Here is a 21312-nt window from a genome sequence, read left to right as displayed (position 1 = left end):
GGGGGGATGACCGCGAGTGCCGACGCGCCCTTCCGCGTCGTGTTCGTGTGCAGCGGCAACATCTGCCGCTCCCCCATGGCCGACGTGGTGTTCCGCCATCTCGCGGAAATCTCGGGGCTCTCGTCACGCGTGGCCTCCAGCTCGGCCGGTACCGGCGACTGGCACGTGGGCGAGCGCGCCGACCACCGCACCCTCGCGGTCCTCGACCGCCACGGCTACGACGGCTCCTCGCACCGCGCGCGGCAGTTCCAGTACGCCGACTTCGAGCACAACGACCTGGTCGTGGCGCTCGACCGCAGCCACGAGCGCGTGCTGCGCGGCTGGGCGCACGACGACGACGCGGCCGACAAGATCGCGCTGCTGCAGTCGTTCCTCCCCGATGCCGACACCCTCGACGTGCCCGACCCGTACTACGCCGGGGCCCCGATGTTCGACGAGGTGCTCGGTATGATCGAACGCGCAAGCCGAGCCCTGTTCCGACAGCTCGAGCCCGCCATCCGTACCGCGGGCTGACCCGTTCGCGCGATCCCCGGGAGACCCGTGTCCTCTCTGCCTCCGCAGCCCCTCAGCCCCCTCGACGGCCGGTACTTCGCCACCGTCGCAGAACTCGGCGACTACCTGTCGGAGGCGGGCCTGAACCGCGCCCGCGTCGAGGTCGAGGTCGAATGGCTGCTCGCCCTGACCGACCGTTCGCTGTTCGGCACCTCGCCCGTGTCCGACGCCGACCGCACGCGTCTGCGGGCCCTGTATGAGGAGTTCGGCGCCGACGAGATCGCCTGGCTCAAAGAGAAAGAAGCCGTCACCCGCCACGACGTGAAGGCCGTCGAGTACCTCGTGCGCGACCGGCTCGACACCCTCGGGCTGACCGCGCTCGCCGAGCTGACGCACTTCGCGTGCACCAGCGAAGACATCAACTCCACCGCCTACGCCCTCACCGTGCAGCGCGCGGTCGAGCGCGTGTGGCTGCCGAAGCTCCGCTCCGTCACCGCCGCCCTCGCCGAGCTCGCCGTCGAGCACCGCGACGCGGCCATGCTCTCGCGCACCCACGGCCAGCCCGCCACGCCCACCACCATGGGCAAAGAGATCGGCGTCTTCGCGTGGCGCCTCGAGCGCGTCATCCGCCAGCTCGACGCCGGGGAGTACCTCGCCAAGTTCTCGGGCGCCACCGGCACCTGGTCGGCGCACGTCGCCGCCGAGCCCGACGTCGACTGGCCCGAGCTCACGCGCACGTTCATCGAGTCGCTCGGCCTGGGCTTCAACCCGGTCACGACGCAGATCGAATCGCACGACTGGCAGGTCGAGCTGTACGACCGCGCGCGGCACGCGGGGGGCATCCTGCACAACCTCGCCACCGACATCTGGACCTACATCTCGCTCGGCTACTTCACGCAGATCCCGGTCGCCGGCGCCACGGGGTCGTCGACCATGCCGCACAAGATCAACCCGATCCGCTTCGAGAACGCCGAGGCGAACCTCGAGATCGCCGGCGGACTGTTCGGCACCCTGGCATCCACCCTCGTCACCAGCCGCCTGCAGCGCGACCTCACCGACTCGACAACCCAGCGCAACATCGGGGTCGCCTTCGGACACTCGCTGCTCGCGCTCGACAACCTCCAGCGCGGGCTCACCGAGATCTCGCTCGCCGACAAGGTGCTGCTGGCCGACCTCGACGTGAACTGGGAGGTGCTCGCCGAGGCCATTCAGACAGTGGTGCGCGCCGAGATCGCCGCGGGTCGCTCGCGCATCACCGACCCCTACGCCCTGCTCAAAGACCTCACGCGCGGTCGCCGCGTGGGCGGCGCCGAGCTGGCCGAGTTCGTGCGCGGCCTCGACATCGGAGACGCCGCGAAAGAGCGCCTGCTCGCGCTCACGCCCGCCGCGTACGCGGGGCTGGCGTCGAAGGTGGTCGACGCGCTGTAGGGCGGGGCCGCCGCGGGGCAGCCCACGGCGCGAGCCGACGTCCGCGCTCTCGCTCCGACCTCGGAGCCATGCGCCGAACTCCTGAGAGGGGGGGGCGCCTCTGCCTCCGAGACGGGAGAAATGGCGCGAGCAGGCAATTTCTCAGGAGTTCGGCTCGCCCCGAAGAGCCGCCTCCCCGCCCCCGCCGACCGTCCGACGCCCCCGTCGGTCGGCCCGTCGACAACCGCTGCCCCTCGGCGCGTGCCGGACTCCGGAGAAATCGACGGCGTGGGCGGATCGGCCCCGGTTTCTCGCGGATCTCGGCTCGACGGCCACGATTTCTCAGGAGTTCGGCACACCGTGCATCCCGTGCCACACCGCCACGCGGCGACCCCGGCGACGCGCAGAAGCCGCGGACGGGACAATGGATGCCATGCGCGCGATGATCATGGATGCCCTGGCCGAGCCGCTCGAGGTGCGCGAGGTCGACGCCCCGACCGCCCCGGCGGGCGGCGTCGTGGTCGAGGTGCACGCGACCGGCCTGTGCAAGAGCGACTGGCACGCCTGGGTCGGCCACGACGACGTGTCGCTGCCGCACGTTCCCGGTCATGAGCTGGCCGGTCTGATCGTCGAGGTGGGCGAGGGCGTCCAGCGCTGGAGCGTCGGCGACCGCGTGACCGTGCCGTTCGTGATGGGCTGCGGCGCGTGCGAGTGGTGCCTCGGCGGCAACGCGCAGGTGTGCCCCGACCAGCAGCAGCCCGGGTTCACGCAGTGGGGTTCCTTCGCCGAGCGGGTGGTGCTGCGCGCGGCCGACACGAACGTCGTGCGCATTCCCGACGGCGTCTCATTCGAGGCGGCCGCGGCGCTCGGCTGCCGCTTCGCCACGGCGTACCGCGCACTCACCGGCCGCGCGCGCGTGGCGGCCGGGGAGTGGATCACCGTGGTCGGCGCGGGCGGGGTGGGACTCAGCGCGGTGATGATCGGCGTCGCCCTCGGCGCGCGCGTGATCGCCGTCGATCGCACTCCCGCCGCCCTCGACGCGGCGCGGCGCCTCGGCGCGGAGCACGCCCTCGTCGCCGACGGCTCCGACATCGCCGCGGCGGTGCACGAGCTCACCGGCGGAGGAAGCCACGTCTCGGTCGACGCGGTCGGCAGCGCCCAGACGGCCCGTGACGCGGTGCTGAGCCTGCGGCGCCGCGGACGCCACGTGCAGATCGGCCTGCTGCCCACGGCCGACGGCATGACGTCGATGCCGATGGCCCGCGTGATCGCGTGGGAACTCGACCTGCTCGGCAGCCACGGCATGGCCGCGGTCGATTACCCCGAGATGCTCTCGCTCATCGAGAGCGGCGCTCTGCGCCCGCACGACCTCATCGAGCGCGTCATCGGCCTCGGCGAAGCCGCGACGCTGCTGCCGGGCATGGACTCCGCGTCACCCGCGGGCATGACGATGATCGACCCGCGTCGGGCCTGAGCGCGGAGGCCGGGGGCCGAAAATCGGCCGTGGACGGTGCTCGGCGGAGGAGATGTGGCCGAGGGAGTACCGAATCCCCCGCTGAGTCCTCCGCTCGTCCCAGACCCTCCGCTCGTCACCGCGCGGGCGCGATGCGGTCGGCGTCAGGCCTTCGGGGCGGCGGTGTCGCCGTCGGGTCCGTCTGCGGCGCTCCGGGTCGGTCGCTTCGCGTCCGTGGGGTCGGTGGACGCCGGCTCGCTGACCGCACTGGACGTCGCCGCCGCCGCCGCGCCGGTGGGAGCGGCATCCTGATCATCCGTCGGCAGCAGCAGCGGACGGTCGATGGTCGCGGTGACCTTCGAGGGGTCGACCATGAGCAGCATCAGCGCCACGCTCACGAGCGTGACGATGAACGTCGCTCCCGCGGCCACCGCCGCCACCACGAGGGCGCGCTGGATCTCGTCGGCGGGCCGGGTCTGGAAGAACCCCATCGACATGAGCGTGACGAAGCCGGCGAACAGAGCGGCGACGAAGGCGAGGCCCAGAAGCTGAACGGGCTTCATCAGGTCGCGGCGGGTGGGCTTGTCGGTCATGACGCGGCCTCTTCCGAAGGTAGGGCCGGAGCGGCCTCGGGGCGGCGGGGTGAGAAGCCCGCGATGGCCAGGAACACGGCGACGACCGCCGCGTATCCGCCGAAGAGTCCCACGGCGATGGTGATTCCGGTGAGGGTGAACGAGCCCGCCCCGGCGATGCTGTAGTCGAGCGTGTACTGCTGGAACGGCAGCAGCAGCGCGGCGCCGAGAACCAGGCTCAGGATGCCGATGAGCACCCCGTCGCGCACACCGTCGGTGCGGCCGGCGCGGCGATCGCGCCGTGCCCCCAGCAGTTCGATGAGCCCGGTGAGCAGAGCCCACGCGATGACGACGCCGAAGAAGAAGCCCGTGGTGCGCCACGCGGGAACGCTGCTCGCCAGGCCCGCGAGGATCGAGACGACCGCGAGCAGTACGGGAGTCGCGCGCTCGGCGCGGGGGAAGACGAGCCAGGCCGACAGGGCGAAGACGAGGCCCGTGGCGAGCGCGAATCCGCTGAACACGCCGAGCCCGAGGGGCGCCGAGTGATCCGGGGAGAACGTCACCATGACGGCGGCGAGCGCCGCGAAAAGGGCGCGCGCGAGTTGCACGTGGCGCAGGTCGAACGAGCGCACGGAGGAAGGAGTGGTCACGGAGAGTCCCGGAGAGGCGGAGTCGATGGCATCCAGTCTATTCCTCGGCACCTGTGCGGACCTCGGGGCCGCTCGACGTCGAGACGCCCGGGGCCCTGGGTTGCGTTGACGGTCGACGCCGACGGGAGCCTCGTCTCGGCGCGGTCTTCGAGCGCTATGAGGCGACCGAGCCCGGGAATCGTCCTCGCGGCCGACCCGGATACCTCCCCCGACGGACGACCCACCCGCCCCCTCTCGCTGGAATGGAGGCATGACTTCCTCCCCCGTCCTCACCGCCACCGGCCTCGTCAAGCGCTACGGAGAGCTGCGCGCCCTCGACGACGTGTCGCTGACCATCCGCGGCGGCGAGTCCGTCGCCGTCATGGGCGCTTCGGGCTCGGGCAAGACGACGCTGCTGCACTGCCTCGCGGCCGTGATCGCCCCCGACTCCGGCTCCGTCGTACTCAGCGCCCCCGGCGTCGAAGCCCGCGAACTCGTCGGACTCGGCGAGGGCGAGCGCGCCCGCGTGCGCCGCGAGTCGCTGGGCTTCGTCTTCCAGGAGCACCTGCTGCTGCCCGAGCTCACCGCCGTCGAGAACGCCGCCCTGCCGCTGCTGCTGAAAGGCCTGCGTCGACCGGATGCCGAACGCCATGCCGCCGGCTGGCTCGCCGCCCTGGGACTCGCCGGAATGGAAGACCGCCGCATCGGCCAGCTCTCGGGCGGCCAAGCACAGCGCGTGGCGATCGCCCGCGCGCAGGTCACCGGCGCCCCGGTGGTCTTCGCCGACGAGCCCACCGGCGCCCTCGACTCGACGACCTCGGCCGAGGTGCTGACCGCGCTGCTGCACGCGACGACCGGGCAGGGGCGCACGCTCGTGATGGTCACGCACGACGCCGACGTGGCCCGCCGCTGCTCGCGGATCGTGCAGGTGCGCGACGGGCGCATCGTCGCGGATTCGGCGGCGGATGCCACGGCGTCGGGCGCCGGTTCCGCCACCGGGACGCTTGCGGGTGCCGCATCGCTCTCGACGGGTCTCGACCGATGAGCGCCGTCGTCCCCCTCACCCGCCTGCTGTCGCGTCCCGCCCGGCAGGGTCGCGCGGCGATCGCCCTGCCCGTCGTGGCGTTCGCCGTCACCACCGCGTTGCTGCTGGTGGTCGCCGGGGGCGCGCGCATGTTCCTCGTCGACCCGCGCACGGCGGACGAGGGCGGCTTCTACGGCATCCTGGCCGTGCTCGCCCTGGTGCTGCTGGCCGTCCCCCTCGTCACGCTGGGAGCGGCGGCCGCGCGCCTGACCAGCCGCCGGCGCAACGACCGCCTCGCGACCCTGCGACTGCTCGGCGCGAGCGGACGTGAGCTGTGGTCGCTGACGGTGCTCGAGGCGACGGTCATCGCCGCGGCCGGAGCCGTCGCCGGTGTCGTCCTCTACGGTGCGCTTCTGCCGCTGGTGGGTCTGCTGCCGTTCTTCGGCGGGCCCGTGGGCATCGCCGCCGTCGCCGTCGACCCGCTGCTCGGCGCCGCCGTGCTCGCCGCGGTCGTGCTGATCGGCGCGGTGAGCGCGGCGGCGAGCCTTCGCCGCGTGACCGTGACACCGCTGGGGGTGCGTACCCGCAGCGAAGCCCCGCCGAAGAGGACCACGGCGTTCGTCACCGGCGGCATCCTGATCGTGGGCGTCGTGGCGCTGGTGTCGAACTTCAGCGTCGTGGGCGAATTGGTCGGCCCCGCCGTGAGCGTCGCCGTGCTGCTGGCCCTGTTCGCGGGAGCGCTGGGTCTGCTCAACCTCATCGGCGCCCCGATCATCGCCGCCCGCGGGCGCGCGATGGCCCGCCGCGCCCGCACCGCCGCCCAGCTCGTCGCGGGCCGCGAGCTCGCCGCGCACGCCGGCCCGGCGTGGCGCCGGGTGTCGGGCATGGCCCTCGTGTCGTTCATCGCCGTCGTCGCGGGCTCCGGTCTGGCGATCGCCGACGTCGCATCCGAGGCCGGGCCCCTCATGGCCGACATCCGCACCGGGGTGCTCGTCACCCTCGGCATCGCGTTCGTGCTGCTCGCCTGCGCGGTCGGCGTCACCCAGGCGGCGTCGGTGCTCGAGGAGCGCGAGCTGATCGTGGGGCTCGACCGCCTCGGCATCCCCGAGGCCGAACTCCGCCGCGCCCGTCGCCTGACGGTGATGGTGCCGCTGCGCTGGGCCGCCGTCGGAGGCGCGGCCCTCGGCCTGATGCTCGCCGCGCCCGTCGTCGGGATCAGCCTGCTCGTCGCCCCGCTCGCGGTGCTGACGATCGTGCTCACGTTCGCCGCCGGGTTCGCCCTGGTCGCCGCCGCCCTGGCGTCGACGCGGCCGATCGTGAACGGGATCCGCCGCAGCGCGGCGTGACGGGGACGGGGGCAGGAGCGGGGCCGCGGCCGTGGCGGCGCAGTGGCGGGGCTGCGGAGGCGCGGCTGCGGGGGCGCGCGGGTGGGGCTGCGGCGGCGTGGGTCGTGAGCGAATCGGCGCGAGCGGCTCCCTCGCACCTCGCCCACACGCCGTCGAGTGTCCAAGACACTCCGCACCCACCCCACGCGCAGCGGCATGTCCTGGACACTCGACGATCCTTCCGCGCCCGGGTGAGTGCTACCGTGCCGAAGTGATCCCGGATGCCACTCCCCCGCGCCGTATCCACGTCTCGGCCGCGGTCATCACCGACGCCGAAGGCCGCTTGCTGGTCGTGCGCAAGGCCGGCACGACGGCGTTCATGCAGCCCGGCGGCAAGCCCGACCCCGGTGAGACGCCGGCCGAGACGCTCGCCCGCGAGCTGGCTGAAGAGATCAGCGTGCGCGTCTCGCCCGACACGCTCGAGCCGCTCGGATCCTTCACCGCGAGCGCCGCGAACGAGCCGGGCTTCGAGGTCGTGGCCGAGGTGTTCCGCGTCGACATCGGCGACCAGCAGCCGGTCCCGGATGCCGAGATCGCCGAACTCCGCTGGGTCACCGCCGCAACGGCATCCGGGATCGAGATCGCCCCCCTCGCCCGCGAGTTCTTCCTGCCCGCCTGAGCGCCCGCGCGCGGTCCGACCGCCGTTGAGTGTCCAAGACACGCCGCAAAGCCCGCCACCCGCACGGCGTGTTCCGGACACTCAACACTGGGCGGGACGCGGCAGCGACCGAGCGACGCCCAGCGCGGCGCCGCGGCGAACCGCACCGACGTGACGGCTCACCAACGCACCGCCGCCGACCGCCACACCCCGCGCGCGGTCCAACCGCCGTTGAGTGTCCAAGGCGCGCCGCAAAGCACCCCGCTCGCACGGCGTGTCCTGGACACTCAACACCGGGGCACGGCGCGACAGGGCAGCGCGGCGCACCAACAACGCGCGCGACGCGACAGCGTCACACCCCCGCGGGCGGTCCAACCACCGTTCAGTGTCCAAGAAACGCCGCAAAGCCCCCCGACCGCACGGCGTGTTCCGGACACTCCACACCGGGGCGCGCGGCGCGCGACCCGCCAACGCGGCGTGTCCTGGACACTCAACCGCGCGGAACGCGACCCGCGGCCGAGCTCACCACGAGCTCTTGCGGTAATCCTTCAAGAAGATGCCGAACAGGTCTTCGCCGGCCTCGCCGCGCACGATCGGGTCGTACACGCGGGCGGCGCCGTCGACGAGGTCGAGCGGGGCGTGGAAGCCCTCCTCGGCGAGTCGCACCTTGGTGAAGTGCGGGCGCTCGTCGGTGATCCAGCCGGTGTCGACGGCCGTCATGAGGATGCGGTCGCTCTCGAACATCTCGCGCGCGCTCGTGCGGGTGAGCATGTTCAGCGCGGCCTTGGCCATGTTGGTGTGCGGGTGGCCGGGGCCCTTGTATCCGCGGCCGAACACGCCCTCCATCGCCGAGACGTTGACGATGTACTTGCGCTCCGCGGTCGAGGCGGCCATGGCCGGGCGCAGGCGGCTGACGAGCAGGAACGGCGCGGTCATGTTGGCCAGCTGCACCTCGAGCATCTCGAGCGGCTCGACCTGGTCGACGTGCTGCGTCCAACTGTTGATGCGGTCCTCGTCGGGCACGAGGCCGCCGGCGTCGATCGCGGTGCCCGCGGCCAGACGGTCGAGCGACGAGGAGCCCGCGGCCATCGCCTCGGCGGTGAGTTCGTCGGCGGTGCGGGCGGCGGCCGCGAGGATCGGATGCGACGACACCGACTGCGCCAGCGCGAGCGGGTGGGCGTCGTTGGTGTGGCCGAAGGTGAGCAACTCGGGCAGCGGGCCGTCGGGAAGCGGTGCCAGTTCGGCATCCACCAGGGGTTTGTATGCCCCCGGCGAGCGCCGCACGGTTTGCGCGGCGTTGTTGATGAGGATGTCGAGCGGGCCCGCGGATGCCACGGACTCGGCGAGTCCGATCACCTGGGCGGGGTCGCGCAGGTCGATGCCGACGACCTTGAGCCGGTGGATCCAGTCGGCGCTGTCGGGCAGCGACGAGAAGCGCCGCACCGCATCGCGCGGGAAGCGCGTGGTGATGGTGGTGTGCGCGCCGTCGCGCAGCAGGCGCAGCGCGATGTACATGCCGATCTTGGCGCGACCGCCGGTGAGCAGCGCGCGCTTTCCGGTGAGGTCGGTGCGGGCGTCGCGCTTGGCATGGCTCATGGCCGCGCAGTCGGGGCAGAGCTGGTGGTAGAACGCGTCGACGAGGGTGTAGTCCTCTTTGCAGATGTAACAGGCGCGCGCCTTGATCAGCTCGCCCGCGAACGGTGTGGTCGCGCGGGTCGCCAGCGGAATGCCGCGGGTCTCGTCGTCGATGCGGTCGGCGGCCCCCGTCGCGGTGGCGGCCACGACCGCGCGGTCGGCGTCGGCGATGCGCTGGCGCTTCTCACGACGCGACTGGCGCTTGACGTCTTTGTAGAGCTTTCCGGTCTGGCGGCGCAGGGCGATGTACGCGGGGTCTTCGGGGTCGAGCGATGCGGCGGCGTCGATGACGCGCAGCGCGATCTCGAGCTCGGTCGGATCGATGGATGCCGGGGCCCCGGCGTCGAGGGTCGACTCGGTCGCCACGTCGCGCGGCACGTCGCGCGGCACGTCGCGCGGCACGTCGTGAGGGGCGTCGAGGTCGGGGTTCGAGGGCGTTTCGGGCACAGGGAAGTGTACCGAGGCGTTGCTGAACGGCGAATGGGCCGGATGCGGCGGCGGAACGGATCAGCCTGTTCCGGTGGCGCGGCTAGGGCTTCCCGCCGTCGATCCACCGCGTGTGCGCCTTCAGCGCGTGCAGCACGGCCACGCGCACGACGACGTACAGCGCCGCCCCGACCACCACGAGACCGAGGCCCCAGGTGAGCAACAGGATGAGCAGGTGGGCACCGCCGACGGCCGAGAACATCCGGCGATGCTACCGGCGGGCGTCGGTCGTCGCCAGCGTCGCGGTCGAGCGAGCCGTCGCGCGTGCCCGATCGCGGCGCAGCAGCCACCGCTGCGCGGGGACCTCGACCGCTTTGTGCAGCACCCAGGCGATCGCCAGGGCGATGCCGAACGCGGCGAGCGCCAGCAGCACCGCGCGCCGCCACGGCAGCTGCGGATGCCCGTCAGGCCAGGCCGACGACACCGACGCGATCACGAGCAGGTGCACCAGGTAGAACGCGAACGAGACACGGCCGAGCTCCTGCCAGAGCGGCCGGGCCAGGAACGTCGAGTTCGACCGGGCGTCGGCGTCCGCGAGCGAGGCGACGAGCAGGGCGAAGAAGCCGACGGTGGCGGCGAGGCCGGGGTGCACGTCGGTGCCGGGAAGGGTCGGGGCCTCTGACAGCGCGTATCCGGCGAGGGCGAGCGGCACCGCGAGCGCGAGGCGCACGGGACGCCAGTCACTGTTCTTCATCAGCAACGCCAGACTCACGCCGATGACGAACTCGGGCATACGCAGCAGCGGTGTCGATGCGGCCGACAGGGGCACGGGCGACACCGCGGCGATCTGGGGCATGAGGGCCACGAGGACCAGGGATGCCACGACCACCACCACGAGCGTGCGGTTCGACGCGCGCACGAGGGGGCGGATGAGGAACGGGAAGCTCAGGTAGAAGAACGCCTCGCACACCAGCGACCAGCTCGCGGGGTTGCCCGCCTGCCACCAGTCGGGCACCCAGCCGTTGACGAGGAGCACGTTGGCGACGACGGGCGCCGCGCCGTCGGCACGGATCTCGGGCACCAGTGTCGCCGCGGCGACCAGCGCGAGCCCGACGCCGACGAGGTGCAGGGGATAGACGCGGGCGAAACGGTGCCACCAGAACGACCGCGCCGACTGCTGCGGCTTGTAGCCCCACGCCAGCACGAAGCCCGAGAGGATGAAGAACAGCGTCACCCCGGTCTTGCCGGCCTCGAACAGCACGCCCCACACGACCCCGGCGTTCCCGCCGAAGTACTCGACCGCCATGATGTGGTGGCCGAAGATCAGCATCGCGGTCGCCCAGCGCAGCCCCGTGAGCGACGGCAGGTTGCGCACGTGCGAGAGGGGGCCGGGGGCGGCCTCGGCCGCGGAGCGCTGCACGGTCGGCGCGGAGGCGGTCATCGTGCTGATGGTCATCGCCTCCGTCTCGTGTTCGGGCGCGACCCCGTGCTCGTCGACGACGCCAGAGGAGTCGACCTGAGCACGTGCAGTCGCGCAGACCGGATGAGACGGTACTCCTCCGCGTTGAGGAGATGCCTGAAAAGGTCGGGGCTTGACGGGGGGCCCCTCCCTTCCTCCCCTCCCTCGCACGCAGTACCCATCCGATTCGCGCACTCCTCCGAACACTGATCGGCGGCCTGTCGCTCCTATGGCCGCGCACTCGCACCGGAGGACACATGCTCGAGACGACCACGCCTGCGCTGGCGAGCCTGGACGCGTTCGCCAACGTGACCGACCTGCTCGCGCTTCGAGCGGCCGAAGCCCCGGAGCACGTCGCGTTCGAGGTGCCCACCGACGACGCCTCGTCGTGGCGCCCGGTGACGACCGCCGCGTTCCTCGACGACGTGCGCACTCTCGCCAAGGGAATGATGGGCGCCGGCCTCGCCGCGGGCGACACGGTCGCCATCATGGCTCCGACACGCTACGAGTGGGCCGTCGCCGATCTCGCGACCTGGTTCGCCGGCGGCGTCGTCGTTCCGGTCTACGACTCCTCGTCGGCCTCGCAAGTCGATGCGATCGTGCGCGATGCCGGCGTGCGCCTGGCCGTCGCCGGGTCGCGCGCGCACGCCGACCTGCTGCACGCGGCGCTCGCGCAGGCGGAGACCGACGCGCTCGGCACCTGGGCGATGCGGGGAGTCGATGGCATCCCCTCCCTCGACGACCTCGTCGTGCTCGGTGCGCACGTCTCCGACGCCGAGCTCGAGAGCCGGCGCACGCTCGCGGGGCACGACGACCCCGCGACGATCGTCTACACCTCGGGCACGACGGGCGAGCCGAAAGGCGCCGTGCTCACGCACGCGAACTTCCTCGGGCAGGTGCTCAACATCGCCGCGGCCTACCGCGAGGTGGTCACCCCGACGGGCAACACGATCATCTTCCTTCCGCTCGCGCACGTACTCGCCCGCGGCCTGCAGTTGATCTGCATCGCCAGCGGCATGCGCATCGCGCACCTCTCCGACCCGGCGAAGGTCGTGCCCGCCCTGGCGGTGCTGCGCCCGACGTTCCTCGTCGTCGTGCCGCGCGTGCTGCAGAAGATCCAGGCCGCCGCCGCCGACAAGGCGGCCGCGAAGGGTCTGGGCCGGGTCTGGGCGCGCGCCGTGTCGACGGCCGTCGCCCGCGGACGCTTCGCCGAGAAGCAGGATGCCGGCCATCGTCGCCGCGCTCCCCTCGGCCTCCGCGTGCGCGCCGCCGTCTTCGACGCGCTCTTCTACTCGCGGCTGCGCGCGGTGATGGGCGGACGCGTCGGCTACATCCTGTCGGGCGGGGCGACCCTCGACGGCATCCTGTCGCTGTTCTTCCGCGGGATCGGGGTTCCGGTCATCGAGGGCTACGGGCTCACCGAGACCACCGCGCCGCTGACGGGCAACCTGCCCGGCCGCATCGTCTCGGGCACGGTCGGGCTCCCGCTGCCCGGCTCGACGGTGCGCATCAGCGCCGAGGGCGAGGTGCTGGCTCGCGGGGTGGGCGTGTTCGCCGGGTACCGCGACCCCCGCCACGACGCCGAGGCCTTCGTCGACGGCTTCTTCCGCACGGGAGACCTGGGCCGCATCGACGACGGGGGGCGCCTGATCCTCGAAGGCCGTCTGAAAGACGTCATCGTCACCTCGAACGGCAAGACCGTGGTCCCCGCCCGCTGGGAGGGCGCCGTCGAGGCGAGTCCGCTCGTGCAGCACGCCGTGATGGTCGGTGAGGGCAAGCCCTACCTCTCGGCCCTGCTCATCCTCGACCCCGAGCAGTCCGCCGCCTGGGCCGCCGCGAACGGCGCGGTGCTCGAGCCCGGCTCACCGGGAGAGCTGCGCGCGATCGACGAGCCGCTCCTGTGCGCTCACCTGCAGTCCACCGTCGACGCCGCCAACGCCCTCGTCGCGCGCAGCGAGCAGGTGCGCCGGTTCACCCTCGTGCTCGCCGACCTCGACGACCGCGAGCTCGTCACCCCCACGCTCAAGATCAAGCGCCGCGAGGTGCTGCATCGCGCCGCCGACACGATCGACACCCTGTACCGAGGAGCCGCATCATGACCGCACCCGTTCCCCCCACCACCAGCGGGTCCGCCGACACGCAGAACCGCACGGCCATCGTCGCCGTCGTCGTGGCCCTCGGCATCGGCGCCGGGGTCGCCGTGGCCGGCAGCCATCGTGGCGCGCAGGTCGGTGGCATCCCGGTGTTCGCCCTCGCGGTGGCCGCGGCCTTCGTCATCCAGTTCCTCGTCTTCGTGCCCTCGGCGCTTCGCCGCACCGAACGGTTCTTCGACCTCACCGGCAGCCTGACGTTCATCTCGGTGTCCGTCGCGCTGGCGTTCCTCGCGCCCGCGCAGGATGCCCGCGGATGGATCCTCGCCGCCATGGTGGTGCTGTGGGCCGCGCGCCTGGGGTCGTTCCTGTTCGCGCGCGTGCACCGCTCGGGCTCCGACGGACGGTTCGACGAGATCAAGACGAAGCCGCTGCGTTTCTTCCAGGTGTGGTGCATCCAGGGTCTGTGGGTCGCTCTCACCGCCTCGGCCGCGTGGATCGCGATGAGCGCGGATGCCACCGACCGGGCGCCCCTCGACGGTTTCGCCGCGGCGGGCATCGTGGTCTGGCTGCTCGGAATGGTGCTCGAGGTGGTCGCCGACCTGCAGAAGCAGGCGTTCCGCGCCGACCCGGCGAACAAGGGCGAGTTCATCCGCACGGGTCTATGGTCGCGTTCGCGCCACCCCAACTACTTCGGCGAGATCCTCGTGTGGGTCGGCGTCTTCCTCGTCGCGGTGCCGGTGCTGCAGGGGTGGCAGTGGATCGCGGTCCTCTCGCCGCTCTTCGTCATCCTTCTGCTCACCCGGGTCAGCGGCATCCCGTTGCTCGAGAAGCGCGCCGACGAGCGCTGGGGCGACCGCGCCGACTACCGCGCGTACCGTGACGGCACGCCCGTGCTGATTCCTTCGCTCACCGCGCCGTCGGCGAAGGCGGCGCGGCGGTAGGTGACCGCCCGTCGGGATCTGTGCGTGAAGGTGGCGCAGCGGTAGGCACCCGCGGCGTCACCCCTCCGGTGGCAGCACCCGCTGCGCGACCACCCGCCGCGCTTCGACGACGGCCTCGGCGAACTCGGTGTCGGGGTCGTCCATGACGATCGCCGTGGCCCGCGCATGGGCGCTCACGACGTCGTAGGGCGACGCGGCCGCGCGCTCGACGGCCGCCTCGGCCCGGAATCCGATGGCGGCGAACGCGCGGCTGAGGCTGCGCTGCGTGTCGTGGTCGCCGCGGCCGAACTGGGTCGACAGTTCGTCGGCGAGGCTCTCGTGCTCGCCGTCGGGAACGAGCCCGGATGCCGTTCGCCACGCCGCCCGCGCCACCTCGGGGTGCCGATCGCGCAGCACCGCCGGGGTGATCGCCGTGAACGCCGCGGGGTCGCCGATCTTCGACAGGGTGTGCAGCGCCTGGCTGCGCGCCTGGGGGATCTCGGATGCCACTTCGGGAAGCAGCGCCGGCACGGTGCGGGCCGGGTCGTGCCGCGTGAGCGCCCAGGTCAGCATGTCGCGCACGAAGAAGTCGGGCTCGACCGCGCACCGGGCCACCAGCTCGGCGACGTAGCGGTCGTCGGGACGCGTCCCCGCGGCGAGCGCGGACTGCAGGCGCACGGACGCATCGGGGTGCTCGAGCGCGGCGCGGAGGCGGTCGGCGGGGGTTTCGTCGGTCATGGTGCCTCCCAGCGTTTCACGCGGCGGGGCCGCGGGGGTCGTGAGGCTTGGTCGGTTGCGGTGCGGGGAGCCGTGACCAGCGGAGGGCACGGGACCACGGGAGGACGCCTCAGCGGCATCCGTCCTCCGCTCGTCCCTCCCCCTCCGCCCTCCCCGGACTCGATCGTGCGACCCCGACGCCGGCTGCTCTACTTCTTCAGCACCCGCCGCTCGATCAGCTTCCGAGCGACGTCCATGAAGTTCGGCGCGTACTTGGACCACTCCTGGTCGAGCTTGCGGACGTCGATCTTGCCCGTGTGCAGGAGTTCGCAGATCCTCAACCAGCTCTCTCCGGTCGCCGCCGTGAGGGCGCCCGCCACCGCCGCATTCACCACGACGCCGGCGCCGGGGATCAGCTTCAGGAAGCTCGTCGCCAGAGCCCGACCCGCCACCTGCACGCCGAACTGGGCGAGGGCTCCGGCCGAGAGCATCGTCTTGACCTCGAGGTCGTAGACCGCGGCGATGCGCCCCATCATCGTGAGCTGGATCGGCGCAAGAGTGAAAGCATCCGAGACAGGAAGCGGAACGGTCGCCGCTCCCGCGGCTGCCGCGGCCGCTGCCGCGATGATCGGGCGAGCCATCTCGCGCTTCCACGGGAGGTTGAGGCGCTGTGCGATGCGAAAGGCGTCCTTGTCACGCTCGGGAGCGAGGGCGAGCGTCTCGGTGACAAGGTCACCGAGGCCGTGCCCCTTCCCCTTCCCGTGCCGGTCGCGCGTAGAGGTGAGGATGACGCGCCGATACGGCACACGTAGGCGTTCGCCGGTCGCGGCATCGGTCGGGTCGTTCAGCCAGTCGACGAAGGCCTCCACGTCTTTGGCCACGCTCTGATGCCCGGTGATCGGGTTCTTGATCCAATCGACCTTGGTGAGCACCAGGATGACGGGAAGTCCACGGGCGTCGAGTTCACGGATCATGGCGATGTCGGCGGGCGTGAGGCGATCGTCGTTGGCCTTCACGCAGTACCAGACGACCGAGATCTGGTGGTCGCCGGAGTGCGCCGCGATCGCGTCGAGGTGGTTTCGGAGTTGCTGATCGGGCGGAATGGGCGATCCGATCTCGAAGCCCTCGACGTCCCAGATGCCGAGGGAGTCGTCGCTGTAGAACTGCACCCCGCGCGTGACCGGGAGCCCTCGTCCGACCTTCGCCCAATCGCGCCCGAACACGGCGTTGACGAGCGACGACTTGCCCACTCCGGAGGTCCCGACGATCGCGAGATTGAACCGGCCGTAGCGCGACCGCGCCTCCGACGACGCGTCGACGAACGCCTTCTCGTCGATCGCGGGCTTCTTCGCGTCTTTCTTCGCCATTGCGCCCCCTCGCTCGTGCATGTCTGGTCAGTGTCGCATTCGACGCGACCCCGGGACCGCCCATGGACATCGGCGCCGCGCGGTGTCCCGAGCACGAACGACAGCGAACCGACGGCATCCGGCTCAGGGCTGACGGCCGAGAAGCTCCTGCAGGTGTGCGTACTCGGCATCCATCCCCTCGTTCGCACGCCTCGGGTCGTTCGACCGGCCGGTGCGCCGGACGTCGGTGAGGTAGCGGCGGTCGGCGTCGAGGCGAGCGCGGGCGTCGGTGCCCACGTTCCCGTGGCCCGGGATGACGAGGCGCGCGGCGTCGGCGTAGGGCTCGAGCGCATCGAGCGCCCGCTCGTAGGCCGGCACGTCATCGGGCCAGAACGGAAGCGGAAGCTCGACGTCGCTCAGCATGTCTCCTGCCACGAGCACGCGCGGCTCCGGCAGCCAGAGCGCCGTGTGCCCGGGGGCGTGCCCGTCGTGCACGATGAGCTCCACGTCGAAGGCCGGGATGCCGGCACCCACCCGTCCCATCAGGTCGACGAGGTCGTCGGAGAACGCCGGCCCGAGAGCGGCGACCAGGTCGGCACGCTCGGTGCGGGCGAGCTCGGCGGTGCGCGCCGACGCCCAGCGGGGCACGTCGCCGAATTCCGGATGCCAGAGCACATGGTCGTGGTGGGCGTGGGTCGCGAAGCCCTCGACCACGGTGATGCCGCGCTCCCGCAACTCGCGGGCGAGCGCGGCGAGTTCGTCGGGCATCCACGCGGGGTCGACGAGCAACGCGCGGCCTGAGTCGACGATGACCGTCGTGTTCGTCTGCATCGTGCGACTCGTGCTCACGAGCACACCGGGCGCGATCTCGCGCAGTGCCGACCCGCACTCAGCCGACGAAGGCATCGTCACGGCTGCCGCCGGTACGCCGCCCACTCCCCCGCCGGGTCGTCGCGTGAGAACACGATGCGGTCGTGCAGTCGCGACGGCCGCCCCTGCCAGAACTCGATCTCGCGCGGCTCGACCCGGTACCCACCCCAGTGCGGGGGGCGCGGCACGGATTCGTCGTCGGCAAATCGGGTGCCGATCCGGGCCATCTGCTCCTCGAGGGCGGTTCGGGATGCCACCTGCTCCGACTGGTGGCTCGCCCAGGCCGACAGTTGCGAAGCGCGGGGCCGCGAGGCGAAGTACGCGTCGTCACGCTCGGGCGGCAGCGGCGTCGCCGTACCGAGCACGATGACCTGGCGCTGCAACGCGTACCAGGGGAACAGGATCGACACCGAAGGATTCTCGGCGAGCGCGCGGCCCTTACGCGACAGGCGGTTGGTGAAGAACCACAGCGCGCCGTCGTCGTCGATGCCACGCAGCAGCACGGTACGCGAGGTCGGTCGGGCCTCGGCATCCACCGTCGAGACCACCATCGCGTTCGGCTCGGGCAGATCGGCCGCGTCGGCGAGCCAGCGCTCGAAGAGCTCTACGGGCGAGGCGCTCAACGCGCCGTCGTCGAGCGCGTCGAGGGCGTAGTCGAGGCGGTGGGCGAGGGGGTTCTCGGTCATCGCGCAGTCCTCCGGAGCGTGTGCAGGAGGCCCATCGTACGCAGCCACAACGGTGAGGCGGGCCCGACGGCACAGAACGGCCGCGGGCCTCGCCTCACCGAAGCGCCGAGCTCACAGGCCGGCGATGCGGGCCGATCCCGCGACGAAGTACACGAGGATTCCGACGAACGCCACGACGAGCACGACCGCACTCCAGAACAGCGCGATGCGCAGACGACGCGTCTGCGGGGATTCGCCCGGCCTGTTCCAGGGGGCGCGAGCCATCACTGGAGCACCGCCGGCCACGCGGGGATGGTCGCTTCGAGAGTCACGATCACGTCGCCCTTCGTCTTCTGCGTGGTGCCGACTGTCGTCGACGAGTCTGATGCCGAGAACGGGAGACGACGCTAGTCCGTCGAATCCCCGGATACCAGGGGTGAACCCGCGTTCTCATGCGCGTCTCATGAATGTTCCGCGGGTTCGTGTCGGTAGCCCGCGATGCCGTCGCGCGGAGCAGCCCGCCCCGGCTCGATGCCCGCGGAGGAGTGCCCGCCGCGAAGCGAACGTCCGTGCGCGTCCGGGTCAACCCACCCCGCTCCTCCGTGCGCCCCCGGTGGAATAGGTCTCCGCCTCCTCCCGTTGAGCAAGCGTGACCTCCTCCCCTCACGAAAGGACTCCCGTGAGCCTGTTCCACCCCACCACCGTCGGCGATGTCGATGTTCGAAACCGCGTGTCGCTCGCCCCGATGACCCGCCTGCGCGCGTCGGCCGACGGCGTTCCCGGCCCGATCGTGGCGAAGTACTACGCACAGCGCGCGGGCATCGGCCTCCTCGTCACCGAGGGCGTCTTCCCGAGTGACGAGTCGCGCGCCTACCCCGGACAGCCCGGTATCGTCACCGACGCCCAGGCCGCCGGCTGGGCCAAGGTGGCAGAGGCCGTACACGCCGAGGGCGGCACCGTCTTCATGCAGCTGATGAACGGCGGACGCGTCACGCACCCCGCCATCACGGGCACCGAGCGCATCGTCGCCCCCTCGGCGATCGCGATCCAGGGCGACACGCGCCTGGCCGACGGCACCAAGGTCGCCTACGCCGAGCCCCACGCGCTCGAGACCTCCGAACTCGCCACGGTGCGTGACGAGTTCGTCGCCGCCGCCCGTAAGGCGGTGGATGCCGGCTTCGACGGTGTTGAGTTGCACGGCGCCAACGGATACCTGCTGCACGAGTTCCTCTCGCCCGCCTCCAACCAGCGCACCGACGAGTACGGCGGGTCGCCCGAGGCCCGCGCCCGCTTCGTCATCGAGGTCGCCGAGGCTGTCGTGGCCGAGATCGGCGCCGGTCGCGTCGGCATCCGCATCTCGCCCGCCCACAACATCCAGGACGTGTGGGAAAAAGACGAGGATGAGACCCGCGCCACCTACGAAGCGCTCATCGCCGGCCTCGCGCCTCTGGGACTCGCGTACCTGAGCGTGCTGCACGCCGACCCCGCGGGCGAGCTGATCCAGGACCTCCGCCGTGCGTTCGGCGGCACGGTCATCGTCAACACCGGCTTCTCGAGCATCACCACGCGCGACGAGGCCGTCTCGGCCGTCGACGACGGCATTGCCGACCTGGTTGCCGTCGGTCGCCCCGCGATCGCCAACCCCGACCTCGTCACGCGCTGGGAGCAGGGCGCCGACGAGAACGAGGTCGACCAGGCGTCGGTCTACGGCGGCGACGAGCGCGGCTACACGGATTACCCGTTCTTGCGGGACTGAATCACGTCGAAGGGCCTCGCACGGACGGTGGATGCTGTTCGCGCGAGGCCCTTCGTCATAACCGGGGATGCGGATGCCGGTGCGGACTCAGCCCACCGACGCCCGGATGCTCGCCCGCTTCCGGGCCTCGCTCTCGAGCTTCTGCTCCGCCAGGTCGACGATGGAGTCCAGCTGCGCGCGGGGGATGAACACGACGCCGTCGGCGTCGGCGACCACGACGTCGCCCGTCAGCACTGCGACGCCCCCGATCGCGACCGCGCCGCCGATCACACCCGGACCGTTCTTATAGGGGCCGGCCGGCGTCACCCCGCGAGCGAAGACGGGGAGCCCCAGCTCGCGGATCGCGTCGACGTCGCGCACGCAGCCGTCGACGACGAAGCCCGCCACCCCGAGGCTCCGCGCCCGCTCGGCGATGAGGTCGCCGATCAGCGCCCTCGTGGTGTCGCCGAAGCCGTTGAGCACGATGACCTCGCCCGGCTGGACGACGTCGAGCGCCGCGTGGACGATCTGGTTGTCGCCCGCCGCCGTGAGCACGGTGAGCGCCGGTCCCACCAGGCGCGCACCCACCCACGTCGGTGAGATCCCGGCATCCGGAGACCCGAGGCGCTGCATGGAGTCCACGACCGCCGAGGCCGCCAGGGGCGCGAGACGTTCGCGCTCCGAGGCGCTGAGGGGCGCGCGCTCGGCGACGGCTGTCGCGACGGCCGAGGTCATTTCGAGACCTGCAGCAGCTCGTCGATGATGGGAGAGATCGTGGCTTCGCGCTCTTCCCACAGCGTCTCGACCTCGGCACCCGGCATCCACGAGGCGACGGTGGCGGCGTTGGTGAGCTTCTCGATGACCGCGGGATCCTCCGCGGCGACCTTGAGGGCGGCCTCCAGCGAGGAGCGGATGTTCTCGGGCGTCTCGGCCGGCACCGACAGGGTGAAGCGGCTGTTCATCGGCGCCACCTCGTAGCCCGCGCCGGTCAGGGTGGGCACGTCGGGCATGAGCTCACTCTGCTCGTCTTCGATGATCGCGAGAAGGCGGATGTCGCCGGACTTGTACGGGCCGTAGAAGCTCGAGACCCCGCCGAGGGCGAAGTTCACCTCGCCCGACATGACGGCGGCCACCTTGTCGGCACCACTGTTGTAGTGGACGATGTTGAACCCCAGGTCGAGTTCGTTCTCGAGGATGCGCAGGTTGACGTGGTCGTCGCCGGCGCGCGAGTCCGTTCCCGCCGTGATCGTGCCGGGGTCGTCTTCGACGGCGGCGAACAGGTCGTCGATGGTCTTGTAGGGGCTGTTCGCGGCCACGCCGATCACGACCGAGTTGGTGGCGAAGGAACCGACCGGCAGGAAGCTCTCGCGATCGAAGGTGGCGTTCTTCGAGGGGTCGAGGTAGCGACCGAGGATCGACGGGATGTTCGTGTAGCCGAACGTCGTTCCGTCGGGTGCCGAGGTGGCGAGCTTGCTGAGGCCGACGACCTGGCTGCCGCCCTCGAGGTTCACGACCTGGATGTTGGCGTCGAGGGATTCCTGCATGGCCGGCGCGACGATGCGGGCCAGGATGTCGTTGCCGGCACCGGCTGCCGAGGGGACGATCCATTCGATGTCGGTGCCGGCCGCGGGCCAGGCCTCGTCGGCGCCGTTGCCGTTCGAGGTGGTGCCGGCGGCGGACGAGCATCCGACGAGGGCCACGGCAGCGAAGGCTGCGACGGCGGTGAGGGTCAGGGAGCGGGTTCGCATGCTGATTTCTCCTTCTGGTGGGGATGACGGGTGAGCAGGGACAGGACTAGGCGTCGACCCGCGCGCGGGACCGCGACCGCACGAAGGCGGCGAGGGCGGGGCGGCTCGCTCCGAGCGCGACGGCGAGGGCGCAGATGA

At 71.7% G+C, this 21312-nt stretch carries 21 protein-coding genes; 9 read left to right on the top strand and 12 right to left on the bottom strand.

Annotated features, from left to right (window positions below; translation table 11 throughout):
* The first annotated feature begins 6 nt into the window (after positions 1-6).
* The 3 genes from IFR11_RS09870 (at position 7) to IFR11_RS09860 (ending at position 3373) form a co-directional block, all read left to right on the top strand.
* Positions 7-513, top strand: a complete 507-nt coding sequence (locus IFR11_RS09870; protein ID WP_055832465.1) for a low molecular weight protein-tyrosine-phosphatase — start codon at positions 7-9, stop codon at positions 511-513.
* A 27-nt stretch (positions 514-540) separates the two neighbouring features.
* A complete protein-coding gene (gene purB / locus IFR11_RS09865) occupies positions 541-1920 on the top strand; it encodes an adenylosuccinate lyase (protein ID WP_191916044.1) in 1380 nt (459 codons plus the stop codon).
* A gap of 412 nt (positions 1921-2332) precedes the next feature.
* Positions 2333-3373, top strand: a complete 1041-nt coding sequence (locus IFR11_RS09860; protein WP_191916133.1) for a zinc-dependent alcohol dehydrogenase family protein — start codon at positions 2333-2335, stop codon at positions 3371-3373.
* A gap of 143 nt (positions 3374-3516) precedes the next feature.
* On the opposite strand, the gene IFR11_RS16355 is transcribed toward IFR11_RS09860, so the two are convergent.
* Both IFR11_RS16355 and IFR11_RS09850 read right to left on the bottom strand, forming a co-directional pair.
* Positions 3517-3945: an amino acid transporter gene (locus IFR11_RS16355; protein ID WP_244630705.1), complete on the bottom strand. Its 429-nt coding sequence runs from the start codon at positions 3943-3945 to the stop codon at positions 3517-3519.
* Positions 3942-4574, bottom strand: a complete 633-nt coding sequence (locus IFR11_RS09850) for a hypothetical protein (protein WP_055832461.1) — start codon at positions 4572-4574, stop codon at positions 3942-3944. Before IFR11_RS09850 ends, IFR11_RS16355 begins: the two co-directional genes overlap by 4 nt.
* A gap of 250 nt (positions 4575-4824) precedes the next feature.
* Here IFR11_RS09850 and IFR11_RS09845 point away from each other — a divergent pair, with 250 nt between their 5' ends.
* From IFR11_RS09845 to IFR11_RS09835, 3 genes are all read left to right on the top strand, one after another.
* Positions 4825-5598, top strand: coding sequence for an ABC transporter ATP-binding protein (locus IFR11_RS09845; protein ID WP_191916043.1), 774 nt, complete (start codon positions 4825-4827; stop codon positions 5596-5598).
* Entirely contained in the window at positions 5595-6923 is a 1329-nt protein-coding gene (locus tag IFR11_RS09840) for an FtsX-like permease family protein (protein WP_191916042.1), read from the top strand. The genes IFR11_RS09845 and IFR11_RS09840 overlap by 4 nt, the downstream gene beginning before the upstream one ends.
* A 250-nt stretch (positions 6924-7173) precedes the next feature.
* Positions 7174-7581: an NUDIX domain-containing protein gene (locus IFR11_RS09835; protein WP_191916041.1), complete on the top strand. Its 408-nt coding sequence runs from the start codon at positions 7174-7176 to the stop codon at positions 7579-7581.
* A gap of 501 nt (positions 7582-8082) precedes the next feature.
* On the opposite strand, the gene IFR11_RS09830 is transcribed toward IFR11_RS09835, so the two are convergent.
* The 3 genes from IFR11_RS09830 to IFR11_RS09820 all read right to left on the bottom strand — a co-directional run bounded on the left by IFR11_RS09830 (position 8083) and on the right by IFR11_RS09820 (position 11077).
* Positions 8083-9642 carry an SDR family NAD(P)-dependent oxidoreductase gene (locus IFR11_RS09830; protein WP_441005398.1) on the bottom strand — a complete coding sequence of 520 codons (1560 nt, stop codon included), beginning with the start codon at positions 9640-9642 and terminating at the stop codon, positions 8083-8085.
* Positions 9643-9724: 82 nt separating this feature from the next.
* Positions 9725-9883, bottom strand: coding sequence for a hypothetical protein (locus IFR11_RS09825; RefSeq protein WP_156459327.1), 159 nt, complete (start codon positions 9881-9883; stop codon positions 9725-9727).
* Between the two features lie 9 nt (positions 9884-9892).
* Positions 9893-11077, bottom strand: coding sequence for an acyltransferase family protein (locus IFR11_RS09820; RefSeq protein WP_191916040.1), 1185 nt, complete (start codon positions 11075-11077; stop codon positions 9893-9895).
* A gap of 260 nt (positions 11078-11337) precedes the next feature.
* On the opposite strand from IFR11_RS09820, the gene IFR11_RS09815 reads away from it, so the two are divergent.
* Together IFR11_RS09815 and IFR11_RS09810 are read left to right on the top strand one after the other, a co-directional pair.
* Positions 11338-13179 (top strand): AMP-dependent synthetase/ligase, encoded by a 1842-nt coding sequence (locus tag IFR11_RS09815; RefSeq protein WP_191916039.1) that lies wholly within the window; start codon positions 11338-11340, stop codon positions 13177-13179.
* Positions 13176-14114 (top strand): DUF1295 domain-containing protein, encoded by a 939-nt coding sequence (locus IFR11_RS09810; protein ID WP_191916038.1) that lies wholly within the window; start codon positions 13176-13178, stop codon positions 14112-14114. Before IFR11_RS09815 ends, IFR11_RS09810 begins: the two co-directional genes overlap by 4 nt.
* Before the next feature lie 57 nt (positions 14115-14171).
* Here the strand turns inward: IFR11_RS09810 and IFR11_RS09805 are convergent, their stop codons facing one another.
* From IFR11_RS09805 to IFR11_RS09785, 5 genes are all read right to left on the bottom strand, one after another.
* Positions 14172-14831, bottom strand: a complete 660-nt coding sequence (locus tag IFR11_RS09805; RefSeq protein ID WP_191916037.1) for a HEAT repeat domain-containing protein — start codon at positions 14829-14831, stop codon at positions 14172-14174.
* Positions 14832-15019: 188 nt separating this feature from the next.
* Complete coding sequence (locus IFR11_RS09800) at positions 15020-16177, bottom strand: GTPase family protein (protein ID WP_191916036.1); 1158 nt, start codon at positions 16175-16177, stop codon at positions 15020-15022.
* A 123-nt stretch (positions 16178-16300) separates the two neighbouring features.
* Positions 16301-17005, bottom strand: a complete 705-nt coding sequence (locus IFR11_RS09795; RefSeq protein WP_342030284.1) for an MBL fold metallo-hydrolase — start codon at positions 17003-17005, stop codon at positions 16301-16303.
* Positions 17006-17064: 59 nt separating this feature from the next.
* Positions 17065-17712 (bottom strand): pyridoxamine 5'-phosphate oxidase, encoded by a 648-nt coding sequence (gene pdxH, locus IFR11_RS09790; RefSeq protein WP_191916034.1) that lies wholly within the window; start codon positions 17710-17712, stop codon positions 17065-17067.
* A gap of 111 nt (positions 17713-17823) precedes the next feature.
* Complete coding sequence (locus tag IFR11_RS09785; RefSeq protein ID WP_191916033.1) at positions 17824-17976, bottom strand: PLDc N-terminal domain-containing protein; 153 nt, start codon at positions 17974-17976, stop codon at positions 17824-17826.
* Positions 17977-18370: 394 nt separating this feature from the next.
* On the opposite strand from IFR11_RS09785, the gene IFR11_RS09780 reads away from it, so the two are divergent.
* Complete coding sequence (locus IFR11_RS09780) at positions 18371-19447, top strand: alkene reductase (protein WP_191916032.1); 1077 nt, start codon at positions 18371-18373, stop codon at positions 19445-19447.
* 87 nt (positions 19448-19534) lie between these two features.
* Here the strand turns inward: IFR11_RS09780 and IFR11_RS09775 are convergent, their stop codons facing one another.
* Together IFR11_RS09775 and IFR11_RS09770 are read right to left on the bottom strand one after the other, a co-directional pair.
* Positions 19535-20161 carry an RraA family protein gene (locus IFR11_RS09775; RefSeq protein WP_191916031.1) on the bottom strand — a complete coding sequence of 209 codons (627 nt, stop codon included), beginning with the start codon at positions 20159-20161 and terminating at the stop codon, positions 19535-19537.
* Entirely contained in the window at positions 20158-21174 is a 1017-nt protein-coding gene (locus IFR11_RS09770) for a tripartite tricarboxylate transporter substrate binding protein (RefSeq protein ID WP_191916030.1), read from the bottom strand. Before IFR11_RS09770 ends, IFR11_RS09775 begins: the two co-directional genes overlap by 4 nt.
* Between the last annotated feature and the right edge of the window lie 138 nt (positions 21175-21312).

Source organism: Microbacterium sp. CFBP 8801 (assembly GCF_014839455.1).
In the GTDB taxonomy this organism is placed as follows: domain Bacteria; phylum Actinomycetota; class Actinomycetes; order Actinomycetales; family Microbacteriaceae; genus Microbacterium.
The sequence above is the reverse complement of the archived record's forward strand: the minus strand, read 5'-3'. Positions and strand labels throughout refer to the sequence as shown.

What these genes read in the sequence shown, in the direction of transcription:
- IFR11_RS09815 (WP_191916039.1), top strand. Translation starts at nt 11,338, where the DNA reads ATGCTCGAGACGACCACGCCTGCGCTGGCGAGCCTGGACGCGTTCGCC.
- IFR11_RS09770 (WP_191916030.1), bottom strand. Translation starts at nt 21,174, where the DNA reads ATGCGAACCCGCTCCCTGACCCTCACCGCCGTCGCAGCCTTCGCTGCC.
- IFR11_RS09840 (WP_191916042.1), top strand. Translation starts at nt 5,595, where the DNA reads ATGAGCGCCGTCGTCCCCCTCACCCGCCTGCTGTCGCGTCCCGCCCGG.
- IFR11_RS16355 (WP_244630705.1), bottom strand. Translation starts at nt 3,945, where the DNA reads ATGACCGACAAGCCCACCCGCCGCGACCTGATGAAGCCCGTTCAGCTT.
- IFR11_RS09825 (WP_156459327.1), bottom strand. Translation starts at nt 9,883, where the DNA reads ATGTTCTCGGCCGTCGGCGGTGCCCACCTGCTCATCCTGTTGCTCACC.
- IFR11_RS09860 (WP_191916133.1), top strand. Translation starts at nt 2,333, where the DNA reads ATGCGCGCGATGATCATGGATGCCCTGGCCGAGCCGCTCGAGGTGCGC.
- IFR11_RS09870 (WP_055832465.1), top strand. Translation starts at nt 7, where the DNA reads ATGACCGCGAGTGCCGACGCGCCCTTCCGCGTCGTGTTCGTGTGCAGC.
- IFR11_RS09845 (WP_191916043.1), top strand. Translation starts at nt 4,825, where the DNA reads ATGACTTCCTCCCCCGTCCTCACCGCCACCGGCCTCGTCAAGCGCTAC.
- IFR11_RS09785 (WP_191916033.1), bottom strand. Translation starts at nt 17,976, where the DNA reads ATGGCTCGCGCCCCCTGGAACAGGCCGGGCGAATCCCCGCAGACGCGT.
- IFR11_RS09775 (WP_191916031.1), bottom strand. Translation starts at nt 20,161, where the DNA reads ATGACCTCGGCCGTCGCGACAGCCGTCGCCGAGCGCGCGCCCCTCAGC.
- IFR11_RS09820 (WP_191916040.1), bottom strand. Translation starts at nt 11,077, where the DNA reads ATGACCATCAGCACGATGACCGCCTCCGCGCCGACCGTGCAGCGCTCC.
- IFR11_RS09805 (WP_191916037.1), bottom strand. Translation starts at nt 14,831, where the DNA reads ATGACCGACGAAACCCCCGCCGACCGCCTCCGCGCCGCGCTCGAGCAC.
- IFR11_RS09810 (WP_191916038.1), top strand. Translation starts at nt 13,176, where the DNA reads ATGACCGCACCCGTTCCCCCCACCACCAGCGGGTCCGCCGACACGCAG.
- IFR11_RS09800 (WP_191916036.1), bottom strand. Translation starts at nt 16,177, where the DNA reads ATGGCGAAGAAAGACGCGAAGAAGCCCGCGATCGACGAGAAGGCGTTC.
- pdxH (WP_191916034.1), bottom strand. Translation starts at nt 17,712, where the DNA reads ATGACCGAGAACCCCCTCGCCCACCGCCTCGACTACGCCCTCGACGCG.